The following is a 12,571-nucleotide window of genomic DNA, read 5'->3' as shown; positions in this document are numbered from 1 at the left end:
TGTTCTGGCGGTATTTTTCGGACTTTCCGTGATCACCACGCCGGATTACATCTCGCTCTACCGCGACCTGAACCCCGCCGATGCCGCCCGCATCGTCGACTCGCTCGAGGCCGCGGGCATCCGCAGCCGCACCGACACCGCCGGCACCGCCGTCAGCGTGCCCGCCGAGGACATGGCCCGTGCCCGCATGGAGCTGGCCTCGCTGGGCCTGCCAAGCGAAGGCACGCCGGGCTGGGAGCTCTTCGACGAGCAGAGCGGGCTTGGCATGAACAGCTTCATGCAGCGCGTGAACCGGATGCGCGCCATGGAAGGCGAGCTGGCGCGCTCGATCCAGACCATCGACGGGGTCGAGGCGGCGCGGGTTCACCTCGTGCTGCCCGAGCGCGAGCCTTTCTCGCGCGAGCGTCCCAAACCCTCGGCTTCGGTCATCGTGCGCGGCTCGCGTCAGATCGGGATGAAACAGGCGCATGCGATTCGCTCTTTGGTTGCATCCGCGGTTCCCGACCTCGCCCCGGCGCAGGTGACGGTGCTTTCCGCCTCGGGCGAGACGATCCTGGCCGACGACGGCGAGGCGGGCAGCGAGGCCTCGCTGCAATCGGCCCGCGCCCAGATCGAGGACCGGCTCAGCCAGCGCATCACGCAGATCCTCTCAGCCCGGGTCGGCGCGGGGAACGCGCGGGTGACGGTGAGCGTCGATCTGTCGAGCGAGCGGCAGGTGGTGCGCGAGCAGAGCTACGACCCCGACCAGCGGGTGGTGCGCTCGACCGAGACCCGCGAGGAGACCACACAGGACCAGCGCGCGGCGAGCGGCGAGGTCGGCGTCGCCGACGACGTGCCCGCGGCGCTGGCCGATGCGGTGCCCGGCAGCAACACCAACAGCTCGAACACCAGCAACGAGATCGTCAACTACGAGATCGGCGGCAAGCAGGTCGAAACGGTGCGCGAGCCCGGCGACGTGCAACGCATGTCGGTGGCGGTGCTGATCAACGGCATCTACAACGTCCAGCCCGACGGCTCGGTGCAATACGAGGAGCGGAGCGCCGAGGAAATCGAGCGTCTGCAGGCGCTCGTGCAGAGCGCCATGGGCTTCGACGAGAACCGCGGCGACACCGTCGAGGTCGTGAGCCTGCGCTTCATGGATTACTCGATGGACGTCGGCGAGCCGGTGGCTCGCAGCTTCGCGCAGATCATCACCGACAACCTCGGGACCATCCTGCGCGGGCTCTTCGCGCTGGGTCTGGTCGCCGCGGTTCTGGCCTTCGGCGTGCGGCCGGCGCTGCTGCGTTTGATGGAGGCGAATAGGCCCGCCGCCGGAGAGGGCCCCGGCGGGCTGCCTGCTCCCGATACCGCCGCGCTGCCCGGCGCCAAGACGCCTCCCGGCCTTCCGGGGCAGTCCAACGTCACCCCGATCCAGGCCCTGCGCGACGAGCAGGTCCACAGCGGCACGGTGCTCGACCCGCTGCCCGAAGGCAGTGCCGAGATGGTCTCCTTCGCCTCGGTGCAGGGCGGGGTGCAGCGCGGCTGGATCAATACGGTCGGCCAGCTGATCGAGGATGAGCCCGAGGATGCGATCAAGGTGCTTAAGGGCTGGCTGGCTGAAGGGACCGCGACATGAGCTTCATCTTCGACCGCAACTTCGATGCCGAGGCCGAGGCGCAGCGCCGCGGCGACCAGGCCAAGGTCGGCGCGATCTACACCCGCGCCGAGTTCGACGCGGCGGTGGCGAAGGCCCAAGCCGAGGGCTTCGAGGCCGGGTTGGCGCAGGGCCGGGACGAGGCCTCGAGTGCCGCGCAGCAGAGCACCAGCGCGCGCCAGGTGACCGCGGTCGAGGCGATCGGCCCGGCGCTCCAGGCGCTGTTTACCGACGCCGACCATCACCACGCGGTGCTGGAGTCGCAGATGGTGGGCTTTGCTCTTTCGGTGCTGCGGCAAGTCGCCCCGGCCGCGGGTGCCGCGCTGGCCGAGCAGGAAGCCCTGCAGGAGGCCCGCGGCGCGGTGCGCATGGCGCTCGGCGCCGCAGAGCTGAAATTCCACTTCGCCCCCGAGGTCACCGAAAGCAGCGCCGCCGAGATCCAACGCGTCGCGCGGCACGCGGGTTTCGGCGGGCGGATCGAGGTGAAACCCGACCCCGCGCTGGCGACGGGCGACGTCCGCGCCGAGTGGGACCACGGGGTGATGCACTACAGTTTCAATGACATCTGCCAGCGCATCCTCGGCGCGCTCGAGGACAGCAAGGCACGCATCGACACGAGCGTCGGGCAGGATCAGGCAGGAGAATAAGACATGACGGACGAGGCACAGACCGCGCAAGCGGACAAAGGAACCGCCGCAGCCGCGCCGAAGGCCGCCGAGAGCGGACAGGGCATCGACGCGATGCTGAACGTCGGGCTGAACGTCCAGATCGTGCTCGGGCAGACCCGCATGCCGATCGCGCAGCTGCTGAAGCTCAGCCGCGGCTCGATCATCGAGCTGGACAAGAGCATCGGCCAGCCGGTCGAGGTGATGATCAACGAGCGGCTCGTCGCCCGCGGCGATCTCGTGCGCCTGCCCGACGAGCGGCTCGGCGTCTCGCTGATCGAGATCGTCAAGGACTACGTCTCGGAAGAATGACCCTCCGATCCGGCCAGTGGGGAGTTGCACTGACCTGCCTGCTTCTGGCGGCGGGAGGGCTGCTTGCGGCCACGGGCTCGGCCCATGCGCAAGCAGCCGGCTCTGACCTTCTGGGCGCGATCGGCGACGCGCTGAGCTCGGCCCCCGCGGGATCGGACGAGCGCGCCTCGCTCTCGGGACGCATCCTCCAGCTTATCGCGGCGATGACCGTGCTGTCGCTTGCGCCTGGGCTGCTGGTCATCATGACCAGCTTCACCCGCTTCGTGATCGTCTTCTCGATGCTGCGCTCGGCGCTCGGGCTCAACCAGACCCCGCCCAATATGGTGCTGACCTCCATGGCGCTGTTCATGACCTTCTTCGTCATGCAGCCTGTGTTCGAGGACGCCTGGGAGGGCGGCGTACAGCCGCTGATGGAAAACTCCATCACCGAGGAGCAGGCGCTCTCGCGGATCGGCCAGCCGTTCAAGACCTTCATGTACGCCAACACGCGCGAGAAGGACCTGAGCCTTTTCCACGACATCGCCGCGCGCAGCGACGCGGGCGGCGCCGAGGTCGAGCCCGGCCCCCTGCCCTCTTCCGCCGAGGCCGTCGGCTGGCGCGAGCTGGTCCCGGCCTTCATGATCTCGGAACTGCGCCGGGCCTTCTCGATCGGCTTCCTGATCTACCTGCCGTTCCTGGTGATCGACCTGATCGTCGCCTCGGTGCTGATGAGCGCGGGCATGATGATGCTGCCCCCGGTGCTGATCTCACTGCCGTTCAAGGTCATCTTCTTCGTGCTGATCGACGGCTGGTACATGCTGGCGGGAAGCCTGATGGAAAGTTATCTGCCGCTCTCGGGAGCGGGCTGAAAGACATGATTGGAGCCGCCAGATGGCTGTAGCGAACGTCCAACGCACCACGACGAGCGAGCCCGCCCCGCAGGCGCCGCGGCGCAAGCTCACCGGCCCGCAGAAGGCGGCGATCCTGTTCCTCTGCCTTGGCGAGAAACGGGGTTCGGCTTTGATGCAGAAGCTCGACGACGACGAGATCCAGCGCGTCACCCGCGCCATGTCGGGCCTTGGCTCGATCTCGGCGCAGACGGTCGAGCAGGTGCTGGCGGATTTCGTCGAGGACATGACCAACGGCGGCGGCGTCGTGGGCTCCTTCGCAGTGGCCGAGAACCTGCTGCGCTCGCTGTTGCCGGGCGAGCAGGTCGAAGCCATCCTCAAGGACATCCGCGGCCCGCTGAAGGAGCGCGACCTCTGGGCCCGGTTCAGCGGCCTGTCGGAGAACGTCATCGCCAACTACCTCAAGGGCGAGCACGAGCAGACCGTCGCGGCGATCCTCACCAACGTGAAGACCGACGTCGTCGCCAAGGTGCTGCCGCTCCTGGGCCCGGAGAAGATGAACAGCGTCGTCGAGCGGATGATCCGCATGGAGGCGGTGCCGCATCACATGATGCGCCAGATCGAGGAATCGCTGCAGAGCGACATCATCAACGCCGGTGCGCAGCCCACCGCCGCCGAGCAACACCAGCGCATGGCGGATCTCTTCAACAAGCTCGACCGCGGCGCCTTCGACGCGATGGCGCCCATTCTCGAGACCACGATTCCCGACGCGTTCGCCTCGATCAAGGCCAAGATGTTCACCTTCGAGGACCTCGTGCGGCTCGAGCCGATGGACCTTGCGCGGATCATGCGCGGCGTGCCCGGCAACACGCTGCCCACCGCCCTGCGCGGCGCCAGCCAGGACGCACGCGACGCCTTCCTCAACGCGCTGCCCGGACGCTCGCGCGACATGCTGATCGAAGAGATGGAAAGCATGGGCCCCGTCCGCCGCCGCGACGTGAGCGCGGCGCAGGCGCTGATGCTCGACTACGCGCGCACGCTCGCCGATCAGGACCAGATCACCCTGCCCCTCGGCGACGACGACGACGAGATGTATTGAGGACCTAAGGGTCGGAACTCAGCGCGCCTTGTACGCGCTGAAGCCCTGGATCGCCTCGATGTCGATGGTCACCGGCACGAAGCTGCCGGAGGTGCCGCTGGCGGCACTGGTCATCAGCTGGACCGCGGCATTGGTAGAGCTGAGATCGGCATTCGCATCGGTGATCGCGGCATATTTCTGCACCAGGCTCTCGACGTACTCCGCGTCGCCCAGGCGGTCGATATCGACGCGCCGGGCAATGAGCGCCGCCTGCTTGTCGATGTCGCCGCTGGCAATCTCGTCGGGAAGACCCAGCGCGGTGCGGATGAATTCCGCCATGTCCGCATCCTTGAGCAGATCGAAGGCGCTGGTCACCGAACTGGCCTTGCGGCGGAACTCGAGGATCGTGCCAAGTGCCTCGTTGTCCTCGGCCTTGGCGTTGACGTAGGTCGTGTCGACATAGGCGGCGACGATCTTGGCCTTCCACTCGGGGTCGATGGTATTGCTGTTGGCCATGCCGTCGTCGGTGAAGCCCATGGCGTTGTAGAAGGTCTCGAAGCGATCGTCGGTGAGCTTGTTGACCAGGGCGTCGTCCTGTTCGATGTCGCTCTTGAGGATCTTGCCCATCATCGCCTTGCCGAAGATTTGGTCCTCGAGGTCATAGGCCTTCATCACGAAGCTGTAGAGCTTGTAGTCCGACATCAGATCGTCGACCGTCTCGACGTTCTCGATGTTCTCCATGAAGTATTCGATCGCCCGCTTGTGCTCGGCCTCGGTCTGGATGAGGTCGTGCTCCTTGTCCTCGGTGGCATCGACGATGCGCAGGGCAAGACCGGTGGAAAGGCCCGAAACGGAGATCATGTGGGAATCCTCGGCAGATCGTCGGGAGATACGGGATCGAGACCCGCTGGGCCAAGCACTTCCAGCTCGCGTTTCATCAGCGGGCGCAGCTCGCGCAGGGCGGTGAAGTATTCGCCCATGCTGACGTTGTTTGCTGCCTCGAACACGTGTCCCACCAATTCCGAGCTGAAGACCGTGGCGAGCTTGGCCAATTGCTGCTGCGCCGATTTGGTGAGTGGGTCGCGGCGTTCCGGGTAGATCAGCGCGCTTTGAATAAGGAAGTAGGCCGCGCGCACGGGCGTGGCGGCGGCCTCGGGCTTCAGCAGGTCGGTCTCGCGGATGATGTCGGCACGGTTCTCGATGGTGAGCGTGGTCTTGCGCCCGCCATTGCGCATCATGCAGCCGTTGACGACGATCCGTTCAAAGGGCTTGAGAGTAAGATTGAGCGCCATCTTGAGCCATGCCTGTCGGGGCCGGGCGGGCAGCGGCGAGCCCGGCGAGAATGTTCTTGTTCACGTCGATCAGCGCCGGCAGGCCGGGGCCGCCGCCAAGGACCGTGGTGCTCGTGCGGTCGACCCAGAGCGAGATCGACAGCAGGTTCGCGCGCAGCGCCTCGGGCAGCGCGTTGCGCGAGCTGGCGAGGTCGTCGCGCAGCTGCGACCAGAGCCGCTGGTTCTGCGCCACCGCCTCGCGCAGACCGTCCGAAAGCACCGCGATCCGCGCGGATTTCTCGGGGGAGGCCGCCCAGGCCTCGGAATGCTGCTGCAGGGCGCCGGTGATGCGGGCGAAGACGCGGGCCTCGATCTGGCGCGGGGACTCGCTTTCGCGGATCGTGCGTTTGTATGCGGAGATGCTCATTGCCGTTCCTGCCTCTGCTCCCCCGACGTGTTGCGGGGTGACTGTAAACCGGGCCCGGTTTGTCCGATGCTCCGACGGAAAGGGGGCGCCCATGGCGCCCCCTCCTTATGCCATCAGAAGTTGTGTCACTTCCAGAGAAATTACTGGAACAGCGACAGAATGTTCTGCGGTGCGGAGTTGGCGATCGACAGCGACTGCGTGGCCAGCTGCTGCTGGACCTGCAGCGCCTGCAGACGCGCCGCTTCCTCTTCCATGTCGGCGTCGACCATGGCGCCAACGCCGCTGTCGAGACGGTCAGTCAGGTTGTTCAGGAACGACTGTTGGGTCTCGATGGCCTTTTCGGAAACACCAAGTGTGGTTGCGCCTGCAATCGCCTTATCAACCTCCGCCTGCGCGAGCCCGAGCGCGGCTTCAAATTCCGGTTGGCCAGCGGTCGAGGCAGTTATGGCCGCGGTTTGAGCTTCAAGCTCCGTAACGATATCCGAAAACGCCTCGAACGTGAAAGTTTGGTTGGTGGTCTCAAGGCCACCAGTAGCGTTGCGGGTGACACCGGTCGTAATAACTTTGGCGCCACCCGCAGCCAGAAGGTTCTCGCCGTTGAATACGGACTGCGCGATGATTGTCTTCATCTGCTCGGTCAAAGCCGCCAGTTCGGTTCCAACCGCCGCTTGATCGACACCTTCTTCCTGCGCGAAGGCGGCGCGATCCATGTAGTCCTTGGCGAGTTTGACGATTTCTTCGGCGCCCAGAGCTGCTGTCGAAATCGAGTTCTTTGCGAGGGTCAGGCCCTCATTGATTGCGGTGTTCATCCCACTCTCAGTGCTCATAGTCGTCGAGATCTGGAAGTAAGACGCGTTGTCCTTGCCCGACTGGACCTTGAGGCCGGTCGAGATGCGGCTCTGGGTTTCTTCGAGGTTCTTGTTGATGCCGCGCAGGGTCGACAGCGCGTTCATCGCGCTTGCATTGGTATTGATGGAAGACATTGTATCTGCTCCGATTTCTATCGTTGTGCTTCGCCTTTCTGGCGAAAACGGTCCTGCCGTGGGCTATCCGTACCACGAGAGATTGGAGCGAGCGGTTAAAGGAAGGTTAACGCTAAACCGACTGATCGAAGCGTTGCGTCTGGGTCACGCATTGTGTCGATTTGGTGCCATCCTTGCCATAAACACCCCGCAAACTCTGGCGCTCGCGGATCCGGTCGATCTCTTTCGCCACCGCGCCGGTCGCCTCGGTCATCCGGCGCAGCAGCGCCAGGTCGCCGTGGATCAGCTCGCGCAGCTCCGACAGGCTCTCGCGCAGCTTCGCCGCCGCCGGGTCCTCGCCGCCGAGCAGCGGCTCGGGGTCGGCGAAGGCGGCCTCGATCTCGGCCAGCAGCTCCTGCTTGCGCGGAAAGAGCTGCTCGACGCGCGCCAATTCGCCCTTGCCGATGGCGGCGATCTCCTCGCGCAGCAGGCGCGACAGCCGGTCGATCAGCGCATGGGCGCGGGGGCGGGTCATCTCGGTCATGTCTTGTCTCCACGGCGGGCGGCGCCATAGGCCGACATCGCCTGTTCCAGGTTGCGCGCGATGCCCGCGCCGCCCTGCTCTGCCAGTTCCTTGCCGAAGGCCTCGGCAAGAAAGTAGCGCCAGTGCTCCTCGGCCTTGCCGCCGCCGAAATCGCCGAGGTCGACCTCGCTCAGCATCTCGTTGACCATCTCGGTGAGGAACATCGCCTCGAATTCCTTCGCCGCGCTGGCCGGGGCATCGGGTGCGATGGCGCCGGGCTGGGCGATCTGCGCACCGGTGACCTGCAAGGCGGCCATGGAGGTCTTCACGTCCATCGGGTCTCTCCCCTAGATGATCTCGAGATCGGCGTGCAGCGCCCCGGCGGCCTTGATCGCCTGCAGGATCGATATGGTCTGCGTCGCGGTGAGCCCGATGGCGTTGAGCGCATCGACCAGTCGCTGCAGGCTGACGTCGGCGCCTTCGAGGATGGTGAAATGGGTTTCCTGCTCGTCCACCGCCACGGTGGTGCGCGGCACGACGACGGTGGTGCCGCCGATGGTGATCGGCTCGGGCTGGCTGACCTCCGGGTCCTCGCGCACCATGACCGTGAGCCCGCCCTGGCTGACCGCGACGCGGTCGATCCGCACGTCCTCGCCGATGACGATGGTGCCCGACCGCGCGTCGATCACCACCTTGGCCACGGCATCGGGATCAACGCGGATGTTCTCGACGTCCGACAGGATGCCCGCCACGTCGCCCTTGCCCGCGCCGTGCAGCGCGACCTCGACCGTGCCGGGATCCAGCGCGGTGGCGGTATTGGAGCCCATGCGCTTGTTGATCGCCTCGGCCATGCGGGTCGCGGTGGTGAAATCGGGATTGCGCAGCGCGATGCGGATCGAGCTGAGCGAGGCGAGCGCGAATTCGACCTCGTTTTCGACCGTCGCGCCGTTCTCGATCCGCGCCACGGTCGGCACGCCCTCGACCACCGACGCGGCCATGCCCTGCGCGGCGTAGCCTGCCACCGCGATCGGCCCCTGCGCCACGGCATAGACCTCGCCATCGGCGCCGGTCAGCGGGGTGACGATCAGCGTGCCGCCGCGCAGCGAGCTGGCATCCCCCAGCGAAGAGACCACCACGTCGATCGGCGAGCCGAGCCGGGCGAAGGGCGGCAGCATGGCGGTGACCATGACGGCGGCGGTGTTGCTGGTCTTGATCTGGTCCTCGGACATGTTGCCAACTCCGAGCCGCTCGAGCATCGCCTCGATGCTCTTCTCGGTGAAGGGGCTGTTGCGCAGGCTGTCGCCCGTGCCATTGAGCCCGACCACGAGGCCATAGCCGACGAGCTGGTTTTCCCGCACGCCCTCGAAGGTCGCGATGTCCTTGATCCGGACATCCGACGAGGCGGGAAACGCCGAGACGAGCGCCACGAAGGCGGCGCCGAGACAGGCTGCGATGCGCATGGGACTCCCTGGACTCCGGTCCTGTGTTTCAAGGATTAAACATCGTATCGCCAAAATCTTCAACGACATTTTCTATTCTAATCATGCTATCCTTGTGTATTGCTTGACCTGACGAAAAATTGTCCTCATGATCTGCCTATCCAATCATGGATAATTTGTGACGGCCGGCTATCGGGAGAGCCTTGTGCATATCTATATTTACGAGCCTCGTTCGAATGCCTTCAGCGGCCTGCTGTCCGACCTGGAGGCCGCGCACTGGCAGACGGTGGCCGTCGGAGACGATTTCTTCGAGCGCGAGCTCGGGCTGCTGAGCAGCGACGGCTATGCCGACCGGCCGGTGCTGCTGTCGGAGCAGCCGCGGACCGTCGAGCACATCTTCCGCCTGCGCAAGTCCGGCTGCCGGAACCCGATCCTGGTGCTGCGCGACCAACGCGATCCCGAGGCGGCGATGGAGGCGCTGGACGCCGGCGCCGATGACGACATCGTCGGCCCGCTCACCGGCCCCGAGCTGCGCGCGCGGGTGAATGCCATCACCCGGCGGTTCCACGGCCATGCGGCCGGCTCGGTTCGGATCGGCGATATCACCGCCTATTTCGACGGTCGCGACCCCGACGTGGCCGGAACGCCCATGCGCTTGTCGCAGCGCGAGCTGGCGATTTTCCAGCAAATCGCGCTTGCGGCGCCGCGCGTGGTGTCCAAATCGGTGATCTACGACGCGGTCTACGGTATGGCCGAGGACCAGCCTTTCGACAAGGTGATCGACGTCTACATCTGCCGGATCCGCAAGAAGATCGAGGAAATGTCGCCGTCGAGCGATCCGCACATCCGCACGATCCGTGGCCGCGGCTACAAGCTGGCACCCGGCGGCGATGCGGAGGCGGGCCAGCAGGCCGAGGCGCCTCGCCTCAGCCTCGCCAGCCGGTCACATGTAGTTCAGAAAGCTCAACTGGGATAGGCGCGACGTGATGGTGTAGCTCGCCTCGAGCTGCGCCTGCAGCATGGTGACGTTGCTTGCCGCCTCGTAGGCATCCACGCCGTCGAGTTCCAGCAGGCGCGTCTTGTAGAGCACCGCGCGGTCCGCAATCTTCTGGTTCTCGGTCTCGAGACGCGCCGCGACGGTGGAGATCTGCGTCTCCGTCTCCAAGAGACCGGACATCCCGCTGGACAGCGCCTCCACGGCAGCACCCATCCATGTGTTGTAGGCCTCGCCATCGCCGATCTCCGCAGGATCCTGCGCGACCAGCATGACGAGACCCTTGACCACCTGCCGGAAGGCCTCGTCATCCGCCTGTACGCCGTAGGCGACGCTCACGCCGTCCCCGAGGTTTGCACGTTGGCGCTCGTTCCCGACCGAGCCGTTGTAGAACAGCGACTGGTAGTTGGTGTCGGCATCGGCGGCGCTGTCGGAGAAGATCGCGTCGATCTCGGCCAGAACCGCATCGGCGTCGGCGGCTGAGTTGAGCCCCCCCCGAAAGCAGGCCGGCGAGCACACTTTCGGGCGACAGGCCGCTGTCCGATTGTGCCTGGCTCCAGGGCTGCAGGGCGCTGGTGACGTTCACCGTGCCGGAAAACAGCCCCATGCCCGAATAGGCCTGGGCCGAATGGCCGATCAGCGCGTCGAGCGCGGCGCGTGCGGCGATCTGCACGCCGGAGACGCCATTCGCGGAATATTCGGAATTGGCCACCGCGAGTTCGAGCGCCTCCTGCACCGACTCGCGCATGGAGCCGAGCGACTCGGTTGTCATTTCGATCCGCGACAGCGTGAGTGCATTGGCGGCGGACTGCGCCTCGTCGCGGTCGAGCCGGGCGTTGAGGCTGAGCGCCTCGGTCGCGCCAAGGCCGATCGACTTGTAGATGTCGCTCTTGTAGCCGGTCGAAAGCTCCTGCTCGGCGCGCGACAGCGCGTTCGACAGGTCCGCGTTCTGGTTCCGGCGCAGCAGGCTCGAGTAGAGCGTCGAGGCACCTTTGCTGAGGTAGATCATGGCGGGCTCCGGGATCAGAAGCTGTCGAGCAGCGTGTCGAGCATGGACATGACCGTGCTCATGACCTGCGCATTTGCGGAATAGGCCTGCTCGATGGCGACGAGCTGCTGCAGCTCGTCATCGACATTGACCCCCATGAAGCCAAGCCGGGTTTCCTGCACCGTCATCGCCGATGCGGCATTGGTCTCGGCAGCAGTTTCGGCATTGGCGCGGGTGGTGTTCTGTCCAGAGATGAGCGCCGACATGTAGTCGGCAAGCGTGGCGCTGTCGCCAAGGCCGAGCGCCCCGTCGTAGCTGGTCTTGGTTGCCATCCCGTCGATGAAGGCATTGAGCTGGGTGGTCTCGTTGCTCTCGCCCTCAACCGTCGCCGACATGCCGTCGCGCAGGCGCCAGGCCGCGCCGCCCTCGTCGGGCACCACGGCGCTGTTCACCGCGATGCGCGCCGCAAGCCCGACGGCCACGGGATCGCTCAGTGCGGCCCCGGCATCGGTGAAGAGCCCCGGCTCGCCGGCCCCCAACGAAGCGTCGGCGCCTTCGAAGACGTCGATCAGGGCGCGCGCCACCTCGTCGAGCTGCGCGCTCATCTCGGGGATCGTGTCATTGTAGAGGGTGACCTGCCCCGCGAGCGAACCCTCGGAGATGCCACGCACGCCGGTAACCCCCGGGGTGATGTCGACGCCGCCCGCGCTCAGCACGCCGGTCTGGGCGTCGAAGCTGATCGTCTGGGCGGTCTCGCCCTGGAGCAGGGCGGTCCCGCCGGTGGTGAAGATCTCCATACGCCCCTTAGAATCGGTGCGCATGGTGAAATCGATCTTTTCGGCCAGTCCGTCGAGGGTCTCGGTGATCTTGTCCCCCAGCGCCAGCTGCTGGCTCTCGCTCAGCTTGCCGCTGGAGAGCTGCGCATTCATCTTGGCCAGGTCGGCCAGCGTCGCGTTGACGCTGGCGATATCGTTCTGCGCCGAGGACAACGCCTGCGCCCGCGCGTCGGCCAGCGCGTTCGAGGCCGAGTTGAGGGACTGCGCCAGCTCCTGCGCCTCGCCCACTGCGGCGAGTTGCAGCGAGCTGTCCGAGGGGCTGGCCGCCATCAGCCCGAAGCTGTTCTGCAGATCGGTGAGCCGGGTGAGAAGCGTGACGTCGGACTCGGTGTCGCCCAGCTGCGAGGTGTAATACGACAGACCCGTGGCGATCGCGTCCTGGGTTGCGGTGCGCGAGACTTCCAGCCGGTACATGCTGTCGAGCGAGGTGTTCACCGCCTGGGTGATCTCGCTGATCGTGACCCCGCCCTGGCTGCCCGACACGATGGTCGGATCGCGCCGCGAATAGGAGGCGTTGTTCGCATTGGCGATGTTGTTCGAGGTCGTCGCCGCCCAGCGGGAGGTGACGTTCATCCCGCTGCGTGCCGCGTTGAGGGCCGCGGTAAGGCTCATGGTG

At 66.0% G+C, this 12,571-nt stretch carries 16 protein-coding genes; 6 read left to right on the top strand and 10 right to left on the bottom strand.

Annotated features, from left to right (window positions below; genetic code table 11):
• Positions 1 to 28 precede the first annotated feature (28 nt).
• Genes fliF through CLG85_RS03810 form a run of 5 tightly spaced genes read left to right on the top strand, consistent with a single transcriptional unit; the run spans position 29 to position 4,536 of the window.
• On the top strand, positions 29 to 1,615 hold the full coding sequence (gene fliF, locus CLG85_RS03830; RefSeq protein ID WP_235865532.1) for a flagellar basal-body MS-ring/collar protein FliF: 1,587 nt from the start codon (positions 29 to 31) through the stop codon (positions 1,613 to 1,615).
• The gene (locus tag CLG85_RS03825) at positions 1,612 to 2,280 is read left to right on the top strand and encodes a FliH/SctL family protein (protein WP_260348456.1); all 669 of its coding nucleotides are present in this window, start codon (positions 1,612 to 1,614) and stop codon (positions 2,278 to 2,280) included. The genes fliF and CLG85_RS03825 overlap by 4 nt, the downstream gene beginning before the upstream one ends.
• Positions 2,281 to 2,283: 3 nt before the next feature.
• Positions 2,284 to 2,610, top strand: a complete 327-nt coding sequence (locus CLG85_RS03820) for a FliM/FliN family flagellar motor switch protein (protein ID WP_095883195.1) — start codon at positions 2,284 to 2,286, stop codon at positions 2,608 to 2,610.
• A complete protein-coding gene (gene fliP / locus CLG85_RS03815) occupies positions 2,607 to 3,458 on the top strand; it encodes a flagellar type III secretion system pore protein FliP (RefSeq protein ID WP_095883196.1) in 852 nt (283 codons plus the stop codon). The genes CLG85_RS03820 and fliP overlap by 4 nt, the downstream gene beginning before the upstream one ends.
• A gap of 22 nt (positions 3,459 to 3,480) precedes the next feature.
• Positions 3,481 to 4,536, top strand: coding sequence for a flagellar motor switch protein FliG (locus tag CLG85_RS03810; RefSeq protein ID WP_095883197.1), 1,056 nt, complete (start codon positions 3,481 to 3,483; stop codon positions 4,534 to 4,536).
• 18 nt (positions 4,537 to 4,554) lie between these two features.
• Here the strand turns inward: CLG85_RS03810 and CLG85_RS03805 are convergent, their stop codons facing one another.
• From CLG85_RS03805 to CLG85_RS03775, 7 genes are all read right to left on the bottom strand, one after another.
• Positions 4,555 to 5,376, bottom strand: coding sequence for a DUF1217 domain-containing protein (locus tag CLG85_RS03805; protein ID WP_095883198.1), 822 nt, complete (start codon positions 5,374 to 5,376; stop codon positions 4,555 to 4,557).
• Entirely contained in the window at positions 5,373 to 5,807 is a 435-nt protein-coding gene (locus CLG85_RS03800) for a flagellar biosynthesis repressor FlbT (protein WP_095883199.1), read from the bottom strand. The genes CLG85_RS03805 and CLG85_RS03800 overlap by 4 nt, the downstream gene beginning before the upstream one ends.
• Entirely contained in the window at positions 5,776 to 6,213 is a 438-nt protein-coding gene (gene flaF / locus CLG85_RS03795) for a flagellar biosynthesis regulator FlaF (protein WP_095883200.1), read from the bottom strand. Before flaF ends, CLG85_RS03800 begins: the two co-directional genes overlap by 32 nt.
• A gap of 140 nt (positions 6,214 to 6,353) precedes the next feature.
• A complete protein-coding gene (locus tag CLG85_RS03790) occupies positions 6,354 to 7,196 on the bottom strand; it encodes a flagellin N-terminal helical domain-containing protein (protein ID WP_095883201.1) in 843 nt (280 codons plus the stop codon).
• 112 nt (positions 7,197 to 7,308) lie between these two features.
• Positions 7,309 to 7,719 (bottom strand): flagellar protein FlgN, encoded by a 411-nt coding sequence (locus CLG85_RS03785; protein WP_224848934.1) that lies wholly within the window; start codon positions 7,717 to 7,719, stop codon positions 7,309 to 7,311.
• Positions 7,716 to 8,033, bottom strand: a complete 318-nt coding sequence (locus CLG85_RS03780; RefSeq protein ID WP_095884239.1) for a rod-binding protein — start codon at positions 8,031 to 8,033, stop codon at positions 7,716 to 7,718. The genes CLG85_RS03785 and CLG85_RS03780 overlap by 4 nt, the downstream gene beginning before the upstream one ends.
• Before the next feature lie 12 nt (positions 8,034 to 8,045).
• Positions 8,046 to 9,158 (bottom strand): flagellar basal body P-ring protein FlgI, encoded by a 1,113-nt coding sequence (locus CLG85_RS03775; protein ID WP_095884240.1) that lies wholly within the window; start codon positions 9,156 to 9,158, stop codon positions 8,046 to 8,048.
• A gap of 184 nt (positions 9,159 to 9,342) precedes the next feature.
• On the opposite strand from CLG85_RS03775, the gene CLG85_RS03770 reads away from it, so the two are divergent.
• Positions 9,343 to 10,113, top strand: a complete 771-nt coding sequence (locus tag CLG85_RS03770) for a response regulator transcription factor (protein WP_095884241.1) — start codon at positions 9,343 to 9,345, stop codon at positions 10,111 to 10,113.
• Here the strand turns inward: CLG85_RS03770 and CLG85_RS03765 are convergent.
• Genes CLG85_RS03765 through flgK form a run of 3 tightly spaced genes read right to left on the bottom strand, consistent with a single transcriptional unit; the run spans position 10,081 to position 12,567 of the window.
• On the bottom strand, positions 10,081 to 10,470 hold the full coding sequence (locus CLG85_RS03765) for a flagellin (RefSeq protein ID WP_260348455.1): 390 nt from the start codon (positions 10,468 to 10,470) through the stop codon (positions 10,081 to 10,083). The two genes, CLG85_RS03770 and CLG85_RS03765, sit on opposite strands and share 33 nt — an antisense overlap.
• Positions 10,439 to 11,140, bottom strand: a complete 702-nt coding sequence (locus CLG85_RS03760) for a flagellin N-terminal helical domain-containing protein (RefSeq protein ID WP_260348453.1) — start codon at positions 11,138 to 11,140, stop codon at positions 10,439 to 10,441. The genes CLG85_RS03765 and CLG85_RS03760 overlap by 32 nt, the downstream gene beginning before the upstream one ends.
• 14 nt (positions 11,141 to 11,154) lie before the next feature.
• Positions 11,155 to 12,567 (bottom strand): flagellar hook-associated protein FlgK, encoded by a 1,413-nt coding sequence (flgK, locus tag CLG85_RS03755; protein ID WP_095884243.1) that lies wholly within the window; start codon positions 12,565 to 12,567, stop codon positions 11,155 to 11,157.
• Positions 12,568 to 12,571 lie beyond the last annotated feature (4 nt).

This window comes from Alloyangia mangrovi, from assembly GCF_002300555.2.
Classification (GTDB): Bacteria; Pseudomonadota; Alphaproteobacteria; order Rhodobacterales; family Rhodobacteraceae; genus Salipiger; species Salipiger mangrovi.
This window is presented reverse-complemented; position numbering and strand designations above follow the sequence as displayed.